The organism is Hyphomonas sp. BRH_c22, assembly GCF_000961795.1.
GTDB lineage: Bacteria > Pseudomonadota > Alphaproteobacteria > Caulobacterales > Hyphomonadaceae > Hyphomonas.
On sequence record NZ_LADU01000085.1, the window covers coordinates 1 to 13,925 of the forward strand.

A 13,925-nucleotide genomic window follows, 5' to 3' on the forward strand; every position below is an offset into this window, starting at 1 on the left:
CGCCGCCATGGTCGCCCGCCCCGGCCTGCCCCCTGCCAAGCGCGCCGAAGCGGCTGCGATTGCCGCAGAAGCCGGCCTGATCGATGTGGCCGCCTGGCGCCAGGTCCTCGATTCCCTCTTCGAGGACCCTGACTTCACACCCGAAACACCGATCGAAATCGCCATTGCCACCGCACGAAACGCCGCCATGCCCCCTGATGGCCGCGCCGACGCCCTTGCCGCCGCGCTCAAGGCCGCTGCAGTCAACCCTGCCCGCTTTGCCGCCGTTGCGTCCGTCCTCTCCCCCGAACTCACCAATCTCAGCCTCACGAAGGACACGGCAAGTCATGCCGGCCTCCTCGCCCGCGCTGCCATTGCCGCAAATGACATGGAAGGGGCGATGCTCTGGACTCTGGTCCCGAGCCTGGACGAAGCCCCCGAGACCCGCCCGTTTGACCTGACAATGATCCACGCCCTCGCCGTTCTGGCCGGAACGGGTGACGCCAATGAGATCGGCGCCCGCCTCGTGTCAGACGCGGCCACCAACAAGGATGACCGCAAGGCCGCTGCCCGCCTGTTCACACTGTGGACCATGGCAGGCACCCCGCCGCCACCGACCGCCCGCGCCCTCATGGCAACCGACAGCGAGGCGCCAGGCAAGACCGTCAAACCGGGCCATATCCTCGCCATTCTCGCCGCCGCCGATGCCGGCGCGGCCGGCGAAGTCATTCTCGGCAGTGTCGCCCTGACGCACGGCGACCCGTCGAAACTCGACGCCGCCGACCTCGCCCTGATCGGCATGGCCCTGCAGAAGATCGGGGCCGGCGACGCCGCAGCCGCTCTGGCACTTGAGGCCACAGGTTACTGGCGCGCAGGCAAATAGGCTCAGCCAAGGCCTTCGAACAGGAGGGTCGAGACATAGCGTTCGGCGAAGGACGGGATGATCGTCACGATCGTCTTGCCCGCCATGTCAGGCCGTTTCGCAATTTCGAGCCCTGCCGTGAAGGCCGCGCCGGAGGATATCCCGACCGGAATGCCTTCCGTGCGCGCCAGCCGCCGCGCATTCGCGATGGCCGCATCATTCGAAACCTTGACCACGCCGTCCATCAGGCTCGGATCCATGTTGGCGGGAATGAAGCCCGCGCCGATGCCCTGGATGATGTGCGGGCCCGGTGCGCCGCCCGACAGGACCGGGCTGCCTTCCGGCTCGACCGCAAACATTTGCAGGCCCGGCTTCTTCTTCTTCAGCGTCCTTGCCGTGCCCGTGAACGTGCCGCCCGTGCCCACGCCGCAGACCACCGCATCGACAGCGCCGCCTGTGTCCCGCCAGATCTCTTCGGCCGTCGTTACGTCATGGATCGCCGGATTGGCCGGATTGTCGAACTGGCTCGGCATGACGGAACCCGGAATTTCGGCCAGCAATTCATTCGCCTTGGCGAGCGCGCCATTCATGCCCTTTTCCTTCGGCGTCAGGTGGAGTTCCGCGCCGAGCAGCGCCAGCATCTTACGGCGCTCGATCGACATGGATTCCGGCATGGTCAGGATCAGGCGATAGCCGCGCGCCGCCGCCACGAAGGCAAGGCCGATACCGGTATTGCCAGATGTCGGCTCGATCAGGGTCGCGCCGGGACCGATTTTCCCGTCCTTCTCCATCTGCGTGACCATACCGATGGCGATCCGGTCCTTCACGCTGGCAAGGGGATTGAAGAATTCGAGCTTCAGCAGCAGGGTCGCCTTGAGGCTGTCCTCCTCGGAAATGCGCGGAATGCGCACGATGGGCGTATTGCCGACGGTCTCCAGGATCGACCCATAGATCCGCCCGCGCCCCGGCGCGTCCAGCATCACCCCATTATAATCCAGTGTTCCACTCATCCTGCTCTCCTGTCCTGACAGTCTCAGGCCCCGCCCGGCGAAGCCCTTCATAGAGGCGTCATTAACACAGGCCCCTTAGGCTTGTCCCATGTCAGACCGGTCCCGTATTGAAGCCTTCCTTGAAATGATGAGCGCCGAACGCGGCGCGGCCGCCAATACGCTGGACGCCTATGCCCGCGATCTGGCCGACGCATCGGAATTCTGTGGCGGCAATCTCGCCTCTGCGACAGGGCGCGATCTTTCAAACTGGCAGGCCGATCTATCGGCGCGCGGCATGGCCGCCTCCACCTCTGCCCGCAAGCTGTCTGCCGTGCGGCGCTTTTTCCGCTTCCTGTTCGAAGAGGGTGACCGCAAGGACGACCCGACCGCCAAGATCGACGGCCCGAAGACATCGCGCGATGTGCCGGACGTCCTTTCGCGCGAAGAGCTTGGCCAGCTTATCGCAGCCTGCGGAGACGACGTGCGCCTGACATGCCTGGTCGAACTCCTCTATGGCGCGGGCCTGCGCGCCTCGGAACTCGTCTCGCTCACCCTCGGCAGCCTGCCGCGCCGCAAGGGCACGCGATGGGTCACGCAGGACATCATCATCCGCGGCAAGGGCGGCAAGGAACGGCTCTGCCCGCTCGGCAGGCCGGCCCTCTCGGCGCTGTCGGACTGGCTTGCCGTGCGCCAGGACAGCCTGCCCGAAGGCAGCCTCGCCCGTGGCCGCGCCGAGACCTTCCTCTTCCCGTCACGCGGCAAGCAGGGCCATTTGACCCGCCGCCGCCTCGGCCAGATGCTTGATGCGCTCGCCGTCAGCGCCGGGCTGAACCCGGCACGCGTACACCCCCACGCGCTGCGCCACGCCTATGCGACCCATCTCCTGCAGGGCGGCGCAGACCTGCGCAGTGTCCAGACGCTGCTCGGCCATGCCGACATCGCGACAACCCAGATCTACACGCACGTGCTGACTGACGAACTCGCCGAATTGCTGGAAACCAGCCATCCGCTCGCCCGGCCCGGCTGAACCTGCCAAATTCCCATTGCGCCGGGACGAAAGCGGGACAATATCACTGAAGCATACAGCCGGAGCTTTCCCCATGAACCGTTTTCTCAAGGCCCTTGTTCCCACCGTGCTTCTGACCGAGCTTGCGCTGATCACATCGGCCACGGCTGTCTGGGCGATCCTGTCGGAATTTCATGCGGGCAAATACGTGATCATGGGCGCCGAAGCGATTGACCTTGCCGCCATAGCCGTTCTGGCGGTCTTCATCTTCCGCCGCGCCTTCGACGCCGAAGCGCGGATGATTCAGATCCCCGTCGAAAACGACTAGAAAGCCCGGCTGCACCCCGCAGCCAGGCTCTTTTCCAGATAGATAGCGACGTCTTAAGTGACCGCAGATCCGCCGCGCGAGTTCACCCAGAAGGCGTGAATCACGCCGGGCAGCCAGCCGATCAGCGTCAGCACGACATTGATCAGGAACTGCCCGCCGATACCTTCCTTCATCGCGACGGCGACGGGCGGCAGGAAGATGGTCAGCAGGATTGTCAGCAGGGACATGGGGATTTCCTTTACGTTGGCTTCAACCGCCAAACGGGCGGGGTGCGGCTTTGTTCCTGTTTGACGCAGTGCACCATCAGCCTTAGGCCTGTGGCGGATGAGGAGATGAACATGAGCGCGAAAACACCCCGGAACTTTTTCAAGCCGCTGGCCATCGGCGCCCCGAGCCCGATGCTGGAGCTGCCAACACGCCTGGAACGCATGATCCATTTCGTGCCGGGACATAATGAAAAGGTCCGCTCCAAGACGCCGGACATGGCCGCAAAATCCGACGTCATTCTCGCAAATCTCGAAGACGCCATTCCCGCTGACGCCAAGGACGCCGCGCGCGCCGGCGCCATCGAAATGGCCTCGATGTATGACTGGCGCGGCACCGGCACCGGCTTCTGGAGCCGCGTGAACCCGCTGAATTCCCCCTGGTTCCAGGACGATGTCTCCGAACTCGTCCTCAAGGCCGGCCACCAGCTCGACGTCATCATGCTGCCCAAGGTCGAAGGCCCGTGGGATATCCATTTCGCCGACCAGCATGTCGCCCAGCTGGAGGCCAAGGCGGGCCTGACCCGCCCGATCCTCTTCCACGCCATCCTCGAAACCGCACAGGGCATGGCCCATGTCGAGGAGATCGCCCTCGCCAGCCCCCGCATGCAGGGCATCAGCCTCGGCCCGGCCGACCTCGCCGCAGACCGCAAGATGAAAACCACCCGCGTCGGCGGCGGACACCCCTTCTACCGCGTGCTGGAAGACCCGCACGCAGACGGCTCGGCCCGCGCCAATGCCCAGCAGGATCTCTGGCACTACACGATTGCCCGCATGGTCGACGCCTGCCGCATGGCCGGGATCAATGCCTTCTACGGCCCGTTCGGCGACATTTCGGACCTCGACGCCTGCGAACAGCAGTTCCGCAACGCCTTCCTGCTCGGCTGTTCCGGTGCATGGAGCCTGCACCCGAACCAGATCGACATCGCCAAGCGCGTCTTCAGCCCGGATCCGGAAGAGGTGAAATTTGCCCGCCGCATCCTCGCCGCCATGCCCGATGGCACAGGCGTCGCCATGCTCGACGGCAAGATGCAGGACGATGCGACCTGGAAACAGGCCAAGGTCATCGCCGACCTGGCCGACCTCGTCGCCTCGAAAGACCCCGACCTCGCCGCCGCCTATAATGGGTGATTGCCTCTTAACTTGCACAAATCGCGTGCTAACCTTGGCGCGCGGCGCAGGAATTTCCTTGCTGGCCGCCTGAACAAAGGTGGGACGACATGTTGAGGATACCCCTGATGGCTGCGGCGGCGCTCGCCTGCACCGGCACCGCACTGGCCGACGAAGTCTGGACCTCGCAGATCGGCGACGTGATCTATGAACGCGAACTGCCCACCGGAGAGGCCGTCCTGTCCTATCCCGCAGCGGATGGTGAGGCACGCGGCCTCGCCTATATCGAAGGGCTCGCGCAGCAATATGAAGGCCGCGGCGCCTTTGAGGGCGTATGGATTGAAGACGACCTGCCGTCCGCTGACGCCTGCAGCGTGTCGATCGCCGATCCCGAGACCGGCGCGGCCCGCAACAACTGGGGCCGCATCGAGCTCGTCTTCACCGAACCAGATTTCCCGGGCGGCTGGGTCGCCATTCGCGGCGACTGTTTCAACCAGCCCGACAGCTACCTGATCGGGAAACCCCTTGTCGCGGAGAGTGCCGAATGATCAGCCTGAAAGGCCATTCCCCAAATCTCCAGAAATGGTTCGACTGGATGGAAGGCAGCCATGATGCGGCGGGCCTCGATGTGCAACTTGCCGAACATGTCGTCTTCCGGAGCCCGGTCGTGCACACGCCGCAGGAAGGCAAGGCCATCACCATGGCCTACCTCACCGCCGCCGGGCAGACCCTCGGCGGCGACACGTTCCACTATACGCGAATCTTCGATTGCGGCGACAAGGCCGTGCTCGAATTCGAATGCGTGATGGACGGCATCAGCGTCAACGGCGTCGACATGATCGAATGGGATGACCAGGGCAAGATCACCGACTTCAAGGTCATGGTCCGCCCCCTGAAGGCCATCCAGACAGTGCACGCCGCCATGGGTGCCATGCTGGCCAAGATGAAGGGCGGTGCATGATAACCGAGCCGCCCACGCTCATCACAGAGCGTCTCATCCTGCGTCCCCAGCAGGCCAGCGACTATGAAGACTGCGTCGCCATGTGGAATGATGAAGAAGTTGTGCGCCATATCGGCGGGGCGACACGCCCGCCCCAGGATGTCTGGTTCACGCTGGCCCGCTCACGCGGCATGTGGCCGCTCATCGGCTATGGCTACTGGATCGCCGTTGAAAAGCCGACCAGCCGCTTCATCGGCGAAGTCGGATTTGCCGATTTCAAGCGCGGCATGAACCCTGACCTGTCTGCCTGGCCCGAGGCCGGCTGGGCCTTCAACAGGCACTCATGGGGCAAGGGCTATGCCAGCGAATCCGTCGCCGCCATTCACGCCTGGCTCGACGCGCATCGTCCCGGTCCGTCGCATTGCATCATTGACGGCGACAACCTCGCCTCACGCCGCGTGGCCGAAAAGTCCGGATACGCATTCTGGTGCGAATCGCTCTACCGCGACAAGCCGCTGAACGTGTTCCGCCGCGAAGGCCCTGCTGCTCGCTAGCCCGCCTGACGCCTGCTCAATGGCGCGGGATTGGCGCGGAAGGCCCGCAGGAAATCGAGGAAGGCGCCATGCGGCAGGCCGGGGCTGTAAAGGAAGCCCTGCCCCATCGTACAGCCGCGCCGGCGCAGGAAGTCCGCCTGCCGCTCGGTCTCGACACCCTCTGCTACCGTCTGCAGGCCGAGCGTTTCGGCCATGGCCAGGATCATCTCGACAATCGCCGCCGCCTGCTTGTCGCCTTCCAGCGCCGAGACAAATTGCCGGTCGATCTTGAACACATCAAATGGCAGCTGGGTCAGCATCGACAGGTTCGAGTGGCCCGTGCCGAAATCGTCAATCGCCAGCTTCATGCCCATCATGCGCAGCGGGCCCATGACCTCGGCCACCTTGCTCGGGCTTTCCACCGCCATGCTCTCGGTTATTTCCAGCTCGAGCCGGTTGGGATGCAGGCCGGTACGCTTCAGCACATCCATCACCGTGTCGGTCAGGTTGCCCTTTTCGAACTGGCGCGGCGACACGTTAACGGCAACCGACACATCAAGGCCTTCGCGCATCCACACGCGTGCCGACTGGCAGGCCGCTTCGAGAATCTGTTCGCCGATCTGGCTGATCAGGCCGGTTTCTTCCGCCAGCGGAATGAATGCCGCAGGCGAAATGATCTTGCCATTGTGGCGCCGCCAGCGGGCCAGTGCCTCGGCCCCGACAATCTTGCCGGTCCGGAAATCGACTTTCGGCTGGAACACGGCCTTGAATTCGCGATTGGCCACGGCTTCGCGCAATTCGTCTTCCAGCTTGTACTTGCCGCGCGCCACACGGGTCAGGCGCGGCGTGAAGAAGCGGAAGCCGGACGTGGCCTCGTCGCGAACCAGGCGCAGCGCCAGTTCGGCATGACGGAACAGTTTCTGCGCACTGTCGGCATCCTCCGGCGCCATCACGATCCCGCCGGAAATCCCGAGGCTGATCGTTTGCCCGTTCAGTTCGAACGGCGCCGCAAACGCCTGGCGAATGGCCCGCGCAATGGTGGCCACGTGCTCGCGGCTGACGGCATGCGGCATGTAGACGGCAAATTCGTCAGCCTGCAGCGCCGCGATCGTCGCTTCGCGAAGCGCCGCGCCGGACGGGCCGCTGATGCCGCCGAGTTCCGCCTTCAGGCGCTGGCCGGCCTGCGCCAGCAAGGCCTCGCTTCCATAGCTGCCCACCTGTTCGGCGGCGCGCGTGAACCGGTCGAGATCCAGCATGATGAGGGCCGCCGGTGCCTCGAAAGTCGCCTGGGACAGCGTGCCCGCGATGGCCCGGTCCATCGCAATCATGTTCGCCAGGCCGGTGCGGGGATCGACGAAGGCCGTTTCGCGCAGCAGGGCGTTCTCGCGGCGCAGTTTCCCGACTGTCCGGCTCACGCCCGCACGCAACCGGCGCAATTCGGCAAACTGCATGTCGCCAAGGTCGGTCCCGCCATCGCCGCGTGCATCATTGAGATAGGAATTGAACCGGTCGAGCGATTTGCGAAAGCGCGCGGCCGCAAAATAGGCAACTCCCCCGGCACACACCAGGGCCACGATGATCTCGACCATCAGCACGACCGGCGGGTTCGGCAGTTCGCTGAAATGCATGTCCATGAAGAAGACGCGGTAACCGATCTCGATGGCCAGAAGCACTGCAAAAATGACCAGCGTCATGATAACGCCCGCCAGACTCGCGAAGGCGGGAATGGTCATCGTGCCGAAAATCCGGCTGAGGAATCTCTTCTTGTTCAAGCGCTGATCCGCTTTCCGGGGGCAATTGCAGCTGTTCCTCAACAGACATTCAGTGAATATGTTTAGAAATCAGTGAACAAAACGCGCTAGCTGTTGGGAATACAGCGCACTATATGGTTCCAGATGATTAAACACCGCACAGCCACCGTCGCCCGCAAGACGAAGGAAACCGATATTTCGGTCACCCTCGATCTCGATGGCACAGGCAAGTCCGATATCGAGACCGGTATCGGCTTCTTCGATCACATGCTGGAAAGCTTTTCCAAGCATTCCGCCATCGACCTCACTGTCCGCTGCAAGGGCGACCTGCACATCGACATGCACCATTCCGTCGAGGACACAGGCATCGTCATCGGCCAGGCGATCCTCAAGGCGCTCGGCGACTTTGCCGGCATCACCCGCTTTGGCCACGCCTATATCCCGATGGACGAGACGCTGAGCCGCGCCAGCCTTGACCTCTGCAAGCGCCCCTACCTGATCTGGAAGGTCAGTTTCGCCCGCGACAAGGTCGGCGAGATGGATACCGAACTGTTCAAGGAATTCTTCCACGCCCTCGCTGGCAATGGCGGCATGTGCCTGCACGTGGAAAACTTATATGGCGAGAACAGCCACCACATTATCGAAAGCTGCTACAAGGCCACCGCCCGCGCCCTGCGCGCCGCCATCGCGGTTGACGCAAAACTTGACGGCAAACCGGCCTCGACGAAGGGCAGCCTTTAGCCTAAACGCGCGGCCATGAACTTGGTCGCCCTCATCGATTACGGCTCCGGAAACGTCCATTCAGCGGCAGGCGCGCTGAACGAGGCCGCCCGCCGTGCCGGCATCGCGGTCGAGGTCGCCATCACTGACGACCTCGCGACCATTGCCCGCGCCGACCGCATCATCCTGCCCGGTGTCGGCCACTACGCTGATTGCGCCGCCAATTTGCAGGCCCGGCCGGGCCTTGTCGATACGCTCGAAACCGCTGTACTGGAGAATGCCAGGCCCTTCCTCGGCATCTGCGTCGGCATGCAGCTGCTCGCCGATTTCGGGCTGGAGGATGGCGAAACGCGCGGCCTCGGCTGGATCCACGGCGTGGTCGACCGTATCGACCCCGGCCCGGGCCTGCGCGTGCCGCATGTCGGCTGGAACGAGCTCGCCATTCCCCGCCCCCACGCCCTGCTCACCGGCCTCGGCGACCAGCCGCACGCCTATTTCACCCATTCCTATGCCTTCACCCCGGAAGACATGGCCGATATCGCGGCCACGACCGAATACGGCACGCCCTTCACCAGCGCGGTCGCCCGCGGCAATATCTTCGGCACCCAGTTCCACCCGGAAATGAGCCAGCGCGTCGGCCTCCAGCTCCTCGCCAACTTCCTGCAATGGCAGCCATAGACAGGCTCATCCTGAGCGAAGTCGAAGGACGAGCGCGGGCGCCCGCCCCCATCCTTCGACTTCGCTCAGGATGAGCGCTAAGGAAACCTGATGACCCAGCCCCCCTTCACCCTCTACCCCGCCATCGACCTGAAAGACGGCCAGTGCGTGCGCCTCCTGCGCGGCGAGATGGATGCGGCCACCGTGTTCAATGACAGCCCCGCAGACCAGGCCGCCGCCTTCCACGCGGCCGGCTTCAGCCACCTCCACGTGGTTGACCTCAACGGCGCCTTCGCCGGCCAGTCGGCCAATGCCGAGGCCGTCAGGGCCATCCTCGCGGCGACGCCTGCCCCCGTCCAGCTCGGCGGCGGCATCCGCACCCGCGCCCAGATCGACGCCTGGCTTGAGGCCGGCATCGCCCGTGTCATCCTTGGCACCGCCGCCCTGCGCGATCCGCAACTGGTGAAGGACGCCGCCCGCGCCCTGCCCGGCCGCATCATTGTCGGCATTGATGCGAAAGATGGCATGGTCGCGGTTGAGGGCTGGGCCGAGACCAGCGACATGCCCGCCGTCGAGCTTGCCAAGGCCTTCGAGGGCTGCGGCGTCGCTGCCATCATCGCCACCGATATCGGCCGCGACGGCCTGAAGACCGGCGTCAATGTCGCCTTCACCAGCCAGCTCGCCAATGCCGTCACCATCCCCATCATCGCCTCCGGCGGCGTCGCCAGCACGGCCGACATCACAAGCTTGCGCGCCGCGCCCGGCACACCGATTTCCGGCACCATCCTCGGCCGCGCCCTCTATGACGGGGATATCGTCGCGAGCGAAGCCATCGCGGCGGCGCGAACCTAGTCGATCTTCGCGCCCTTGGCGTTCAGCGCCTGCGTCACCGCGTCTAGTTCGGCCTCCGCCGCCGCCGCCACGCTGTCGAAGTCTTCCGGGGCAATATTGTCTCGCCGTACCAGCACCGCATAGCAGGTCTCGTTCGCATTCCCGAAGCCGAACGCGGTAATCGCCAGCGAGGCCGAGACACTGTTCCTGTCGCGCACGGCACTGAACTGGCGCGACGTCTTGTAGGTCGAGAAGGCGCGATAGGGGATGACCTTGGAATAGTATCCGCCAAAGGTCTTCTTGTTGTTGTTCAGCTTCACGCTGTCGCCCAGGAACTCGCATTTTTCCCGCGTGGAAAAGATGCGCTTGAACGTCCCCGTATCGTCGGCGTCATAGGTCGCTGCCGCCAGCACCTCGTCCGGCGTCTTCGCAACCGCCGTCACCGGCTCAGCGGGCGCCCCGTCCCCCGCCGCGCACAGCGCTTCCACTTCGGTCTTGCCATAGCCGGCCTTGGCCAATTCGATCCGTTGGTCGACGGAACATGTCTCCGCCGCCGCCGCGCCTGCGAGGACCAGCCCCGCCACGCATGCCCATATCCGCTTCATCGCGCCCTCCATCGTGTCAGGCGAACGCTATCCCCGCCCCGGCGCGCCCGGCAAGCGGAAACTGAATGGCGCGCAGCCTAGACCTTCGTTGAAAAACGCTTCCTCAGCCGCCGCCGCGTGCGCAGCGCATAGGCCATGTCGCTTTCCGGCGCGTCGGGTGCGGTCTCCAGCTCCTCCAGCCGGGCCAGCTTCGCCGCGCGGCGGCTCGCATCCTCGGCGCTGTCATGGCTGATCGCGTCTGCGGCCCTGATCTCGGTGATCCTGAGGTCCATCACATGTCTCCTCTACTGTTTCATCCCCGCGCAGTCGCACGCCGCGCTTGGGAGAAGTATAGCCGAAAACCCCCGGATTTTCCATGAAAGGTCGGTTAGGCGGCCACGGACCTTCCCCCTCTCCCTCTTGGGCTTGCGAGGATCAGCAATCGCACTGCGATTGCCCGAGCAAGGGAGGCGCGCCACCGCACAGCCCCCCGTAGGGTGGGTTAGGCAAAGCCGTAACCCACCGGGCAGAGATGCGGCACAAGGCGCTGGCTACGCTCCCTACTTGTATTTGGTAATCGCGACGCCGCGCGAAAATTTCGGCTTCTTGTAACGTACGCAATCATCGCTGATCGTGCGCTGCCCAGATCTCAGCGCCTCGATCACGTCTGAGGCAGCCGCATCGGCCGCGTTGCACGCGACCAATTGGGTCAAAGGAACGCCTTCATGTTGTGCGAAATCCATCAGGAAGACAGTCAGGCTTTGGGCGAGCAGGTGTGTATTCAGCTGGGCCGCACGTTTTCTGGCGCTCCGGCTGGCCAATCCTGCTTTTGACAGGTTGCCATACCTTGCGTCTGTTCCGATTTGTTGTTCTGAACGCCCTTCAAGCTGAAGGGAGACGTAATTGGTCGGGTCCAGCTGACCGATTAATACAAGGGCCGGGCCCGAGACGACCGAGATACCCGTCGTCCACGCATATGCCTGATACGTATCATCCCAGCTGGCTTGCGAAACTTCGCTGATCGTGTCGCCGCCGAAAAAATCTCTCAGCTTGCCGTTATTGTTCCAGACTTCGACAAATCCGGCCTCGTACAGCGAAAAGGCGCCAAAGGCCTGTGTCGCTCGTATCACGCCAGGAGCGGAGACGTCGTAAGCAAAGCTCGCATCATCTTCATTCAGCCCGGGATATTCGGCCAGAAAGTTCGATTGAACCGTCTGCTGAAAGACGGCTTCGTTCGAAAAGCGATCCACGATCCGATATGTCGCACTCGTCTTTCCAGCGAAATGTCGGCCAAATCCATCTGTGTCCAACTCATGGAAGTCGATTTGCAAGGCATATCTGGCAGCAGCGGCAGTCCTTGCCTGCAGTCCAGACTGCTCGAGTGCGGCCTTCACCATTGGCCGGAATAATTCCTGATTCGGCTCTTCGAAAAGATAGTCGCGTTGCGACATGCCCGAGATGTAGTCCAGCTCGATACGGCCAGCAAACCGGTCATCTGAATACCATTTCACGTAATGCGTAGTCGGCAGAACTGGGCGCTGCTTTTCGATCGCCGTGCTCTGGTCCATGAAACCCGGCAAACCCAATGCCAGTTGCTTGGTAGGCTGATGGTTTGCGCAAGCGGCAAGAAGCAGGCAGGCGCCGCCCAGTACACTCGTTCTTAGCATGTGAGCTCCCTTCGAATTTATCCGGAACCTAAAGCTGAAACCTAACTAAACCCCTAAGTGAAATATTTTCGCGTCAAAGAAGTCGGTTTTCTGGCATGCGCACACCTGCAGCTGCGACTTCCCACCCCCTACCCCCGCAACAACCGCTCATAAAACCCGCCCCATTGGCGCCCCGGTTCCAGCAGGTGGATCTCCAGGATCCAGTGGCGCGGGCGGCCGAGATGGTCGGGGTCGGTCAGGCGTGTGGGGTTGGCCGGGCTGATGCGGGAATGGTCCTTATCGCCGGGCCACACGGCATGGGGAAACTCGCCCACAATATGGCCCGCAATCGCCCCGCCGAAATGATAGCCATGCGCCGCCGCCGCCTCGCACGCGAGCGCATAAAGGTCCGCCCCCGTCATGTCCGGCGCCGCCAGCCACCTGGCCCGCACCGCCTCGAACACCACGGGCAGGGCCGCGACCAGCGCCTGCCTGTCCGCATCCCGGCCCACCGCATAGGTGCGCCCGATATCGGCCTCCCAGGCCTCGAACACCGGGCCAAGGTCAACATAGACCGTGTCCTCAGGCTGAATCACGCGCACCGGCGGAGTGTCATGGAACGTGGTCACCGTATTGGCGCCTGCGCGCACATTGCACCTGTGCCAGTGCCGCTCGATGCCAAATTCGCGTCGCGCCAGCGCCGTGATATCGGCGTCCACCTCGGCCTCGCTGCGCCCTGGCGCGACAATGCCCGCCGCCTCGATCGCATCGAACAGGGTGAGGGCCTTGTCCTCGGCCTGGGTCAGCGCCTGCCAGCGCGCGGTGTCTGTGTCTGAAGCCTGAGTCATCGGCAAAACATATCAACATTCGTTTATATGTCAAACAGGGCTCCCGCGCCCCGCGCATGCCCCTTCCCCCGCCCCGCCATCCCCGCTAAACGCCTCCCATGCTCAAGACCCGCATCATCCCCTGCCTTGACGTGAAAGACGGGCGCACCGTGAAGGGCGTCAATTTCGTCGACCTGCGCGATGCAGGCGACCCCGTCGCCCTTGCCCGCGCCTATGATGAACAGGGCGCCGACGAGCTGTGCTTCCTCGACATTACCGCCAGCCATGAAGGGCGCGGCACGATGCTGGATATCGTCACCCGCACGGCAGAGGCCTGTTTCATGCCGCTCACCGTCGGCGGCGGCGTGCGCAGCGCGGAAGACCTGGTCGCCCTGTTGAAGGCGGGCGCCGACAAGGTCGCCATCAATTCCGCCGCCGTGGCAGACCCCTCCCTGATCAGCCGCTGCGCCGCCAAGGCCGGGCGCCAGTGCGTCGTCGTCGCCATCGATGCGCGCCGCACCGGCGACACATGGGAAATCTTCACCCATGGCGGGCGCGAGCCGACCGGCATCGACGCGGTGGCCTATGCGATTGAGGCTGAACAGCGCGGCGCAGGCGAAATCCTGCTCACCAGCATGGACCGTGACGGCACCAAATCCGGCTACGACATCGCCCTCCTGAAAGCCATTTCCTCGGCCGTGAACATCCCCGTCATCGCGTCCGGCGGCGCAGGCCATGTCGATCATCTCGCCCCCGCAATTCTCGAAGGCGGGGCCAGCGCCGTGCTCGCCGCGTCGATCTTCCATTTCGGCGAAGCCACCATCGCCGACGCCCGCGCCGCCCTCGCTGCCGCCGGCGCCCCGGTGCGCCCGCTTTAGGAGCTCTCCCATGACCCGCCC

At 64.0% G+C, this 13,925-nt stretch carries 18 protein-coding genes; 11 read left to right on the forward strand and 7 right to left on the reverse strand.

Annotation, left to right across the window (positions count from 1 at the left end; translation table 11 throughout):
* The coding region (locus tag VR74_RS10950; RefSeq protein ID WP_045696740.1) for a hypothetical protein at nt 1-862 on the forward strand (862 nt) is incomplete at its 5' end.
* Between the two features lie 2 nt (nt 863-864).
* Here the strand turns inward: VR74_RS10950 and cysK are convergent.
* Nucleotides 865-1,851, reverse strand: coding sequence for a cysteine synthase A (gene cysK, locus VR74_RS10955; RefSeq protein ID WP_045696742.1), 987 nt, complete (start codon nt 1,849-1,851; stop codon nt 865-867).
* 88 nt (nt 1,852-1,939) lie between these two features.
* On the opposite strand from cysK, the gene VR74_RS10960 reads away from it, so the two are divergent.
* Together VR74_RS10960 and VR74_RS10965 are read left to right on the forward strand one after the other, a co-directional pair.
* Nucleotides 1,940-2,857: a tyrosine recombinase gene (locus VR74_RS10960; RefSeq protein ID WP_045696744.1), complete on the forward strand. Its 918-nt coding sequence runs from the start codon at nt 1,940-1,942 to the stop codon at nt 2,855-2,857.
* Nucleotides 2,858-2,930: 73 nt separating this feature from the next.
* Nucleotides 2,931-3,164, forward strand: a complete 234-nt coding sequence (locus VR74_RS10965; protein WP_045696746.1) for a hypothetical protein — start codon at nt 2,931-2,933, stop codon at nt 3,162-3,164.
* 53 nt (nt 3,165-3,217) lie between these two features.
* Here VR74_RS10965 and VR74_RS20900 read toward each other — a convergent pair whose 3' ends face one another.
* Nucleotides 3,218-3,391 (reverse strand): YqaE/Pmp3 family membrane protein, encoded by a 174-nt coding sequence (locus VR74_RS20900; RefSeq protein WP_299950205.1) that lies wholly within the window; start codon nt 3,389-3,391, stop codon nt 3,218-3,220.
* Between the two features lie 111 nt (nt 3,392-3,502).
* Here VR74_RS20900 and VR74_RS10970 point away from each other — a divergent pair, with 111 nt between their 5' ends.
* From VR74_RS10970 to VR74_RS10985, 4 genes are all read left to right on the forward strand, one after another.
* Nucleotides 3,503-4,558, forward strand: a complete 1,056-nt coding sequence (locus tag VR74_RS10970) for a CoA ester lyase (protein ID WP_045696769.1) — start codon at nt 3,503-3,505, stop codon at nt 4,556-4,558.
* A gap of 89 nt (nt 4,559-4,647) precedes the next feature.
* On the forward strand, nt 4,648-5,085 hold the full coding sequence (locus tag VR74_RS10975) for a hypothetical protein (protein WP_045696748.1): 438 nt from the start codon (nt 4,648-4,650) through the stop codon (nt 5,083-5,085).
* The gene (locus VR74_RS10980) at nt 5,082-5,498 is read left to right on the forward strand and encodes a nuclear transport factor 2 family protein (protein WP_045696750.1); all 417 of its coding nucleotides are present in this window, start codon (nt 5,082-5,084) and stop codon (nt 5,496-5,498) included. The genes VR74_RS10975 and VR74_RS10980 overlap by 4 nt, the downstream gene beginning before the upstream one ends.
* Nucleotides 5,495-6,031, forward strand: coding sequence for a GNAT family N-acetyltransferase (locus VR74_RS10985; RefSeq protein WP_045696752.1), 537 nt, complete (start codon nt 5,495-5,497; stop codon nt 6,029-6,031). Before VR74_RS10980 ends, VR74_RS10985 begins: the two co-directional genes overlap by 4 nt.
* On the opposite strand, the gene VR74_RS10990 is transcribed toward VR74_RS10985, so the two are convergent.
* Nucleotides 6,028-7,782 (reverse strand): bifunctional diguanylate cyclase/phosphodiesterase, encoded by a 1,755-nt coding sequence (locus VR74_RS10990; RefSeq protein ID WP_299950206.1) that lies wholly within the window; start codon nt 7,780-7,782, stop codon nt 6,028-6,030. The two genes, VR74_RS10985 and VR74_RS10990, sit on opposite strands and share 4 nt — an antisense overlap.
* 123 nt (nt 7,783-7,905) lie before the next feature.
* Between VR74_RS10990 and hisB the strand changes: the two genes are divergently transcribed.
* From hisB to hisA, 3 genes are all read left to right on the forward strand, one after another.
* Entirely contained in the window at nt 7,906-8,502 is a 597-nt protein-coding gene (gene hisB / locus VR74_RS10995) for an imidazoleglycerol-phosphate dehydratase HisB (RefSeq protein WP_045696754.1), read from the forward strand.
* A 15-nt stretch (nt 8,503-8,517) separates the two neighbouring features.
* Nucleotides 8,518-9,159 carry an imidazole glycerol phosphate synthase subunit HisH gene (gene hisH, locus VR74_RS11000; protein WP_045696755.1) on the forward strand — a complete coding sequence of 214 codons (642 nt, stop codon included), beginning with the start codon at nt 8,518-8,520 and terminating at the stop codon, nt 9,157-9,159.
* A gap of 90 nt (nt 9,160-9,249) precedes the next feature.
* Complete coding sequence (gene hisA, locus VR74_RS11005; RefSeq protein ID WP_045696757.1) at nt 9,250-9,990, forward strand: 1-(5-phosphoribosyl)-5-[(5-phosphoribosylamino)methylideneamino]imidazole-4-carboxamide isomerase; 741 nt, start codon at nt 9,250-9,252, stop codon at nt 9,988-9,990.
* Here the strand turns inward: hisA and VR74_RS11010 are convergent.
* The 4 genes from VR74_RS11010 to VR74_RS11025 form a co-directional block, all read right to left on the reverse strand.
* Nucleotides 9,987-10,574, reverse strand: coding sequence for a hypothetical protein (locus VR74_RS11010; protein WP_299950207.1), 588 nt, complete (start codon nt 10,572-10,574; stop codon nt 9,987-9,989). The two genes, hisA and VR74_RS11010, sit on opposite strands and share 4 nt — an antisense overlap.
* Nucleotides 10,575-10,651: 77 nt before the next feature.
* Nucleotides 10,652-10,846, reverse strand: coding sequence for a hypothetical protein (locus VR74_RS11015; RefSeq protein WP_045696761.1), 195 nt, complete (start codon nt 10,844-10,846; stop codon nt 10,652-10,654).
* Nucleotides 10,847-11,113: 267 nt separating this feature from the next.
* The gene (locus VR74_RS11020; RefSeq protein WP_299950208.1) at nt 11,114-12,220 is read right to left on the reverse strand and encodes a hypothetical protein; all 1,107 of its coding nucleotides are present in this window, start codon (nt 12,218-12,220) and stop codon (nt 11,114-11,116) included.
* A 128-nt stretch (nt 12,221-12,348) separates the two neighbouring features.
* Entirely contained in the window at nt 12,349-13,047 is a 699-nt protein-coding gene (locus VR74_RS11025) for a M24 family metallopeptidase (RefSeq protein WP_045696765.1), read from the reverse strand.
* A gap of 98 nt (nt 13,048-13,145) precedes the next feature.
* On the opposite strand from VR74_RS11025, the gene hisF reads away from it, so the two are divergent.
* Entirely contained in the window at nt 13,146-13,904 is a 759-nt protein-coding gene (gene hisF / locus VR74_RS11030) for an imidazole glycerol phosphate synthase subunit HisF (protein ID WP_045696767.1), read from the forward strand.
* Nucleotides 13,905-13,925: the final 21 nt, after the last annotated feature.

What these genes read in the sequence shown, in the direction of transcription:
- cysK (WP_045696742.1), bottom strand. Translation starts at nt 1,851, where the DNA reads ATGAGTGGAACACTGGATTATAATGGGGTGATGCTGGACGCGCCGGGG.
- VR74_RS10960 (WP_045696744.1), top strand. Translation starts at nt 1,940, where the DNA reads ATGTCAGACCGGTCCCGTATTGAAGCCTTCCTTGAAATGATGAGCGCC.
- VR74_RS10965 (WP_045696746.1), top strand. Translation starts at nt 2,931, where the DNA reads ATGAACCGTTTTCTCAAGGCCCTTGTTCCCACCGTGCTTCTGACCGAG.
- VR74_RS20900 (WP_299950205.1), bottom strand. Translation starts at nt 3,391, where the DNA reads ATGTCCCTGCTGACAATCCTGCTGACCATCTTCCTGCCGCCCGTCGCC.
- VR74_RS10970 (WP_045696769.1), top strand. Translation starts at nt 3,503, where the DNA reads ATGAGCGCGAAAACACCCCGGAACTTTTTCAAGCCGCTGGCCATCGGC.
- VR74_RS10975 (WP_045696748.1), top strand. Translation starts at nt 4,648, where the DNA reads ATGTTGAGGATACCCCTGATGGCTGCGGCGGCGCTCGCCTGCACCGGC.
- VR74_RS10980 (WP_045696750.1), top strand. Translation starts at nt 5,082, where the DNA reads ATGATCAGCCTGAAAGGCCATTCCCCAAATCTCCAGAAATGGTTCGAC.
- VR74_RS10985 (WP_045696752.1), top strand. Translation starts at nt 5,495, where the DNA reads ATGATAACCGAGCCGCCCACGCTCATCACAGAGCGTCTCATCCTGCGT.
- hisB (WP_045696754.1), top strand. Translation starts at nt 7,906, where the DNA reads ATGATTAAACACCGCACAGCCACCGTCGCCCGCAAGACGAAGGAAACC.
- hisH (WP_045696755.1), top strand. Translation starts at nt 8,518, where the DNA reads ATGAACTTGGTCGCCCTCATCGATTACGGCTCCGGAAACGTCCATTCA.
- hisA (WP_045696757.1), top strand. Translation starts at nt 9,250, where the DNA reads ATGACCCAGCCCCCCTTCACCCTCTACCCCGCCATCGACCTGAAAGAC.
- VR74_RS11010 (WP_299950207.1), bottom strand. Translation starts at nt 10,574, where the DNA reads ATGAAGCGGATATGGGCATGCGTGGCGGGGCTGGTCCTCGCAGGCGCG.
- VR74_RS11015 (WP_045696761.1), bottom strand. Translation starts at nt 10,846, where the DNA reads ATGGACCTCAGGATCACCGAGATCAGGGCCGCAGACGCGATCAGCCAT.
- VR74_RS11020 (WP_299950208.1), bottom strand. Translation starts at nt 12,220, where the DNA reads ATGCTAAGAACGAGTGTACTGGGCGGCGCCTGCCTGCTTCTTGCCGCT.
- VR74_RS11025 (WP_045696765.1), bottom strand. Translation starts at nt 13,047, where the DNA reads ATGACTCAGGCTTCAGACACAGACACCGCGCGCTGGCAGGCGCTGACC.
- hisF (WP_045696767.1), top strand. Translation starts at nt 13,146, where the DNA reads ATGCTCAAGACCCGCATCATCCCCTGCCTTGACGTGAAAGACGGGCGC.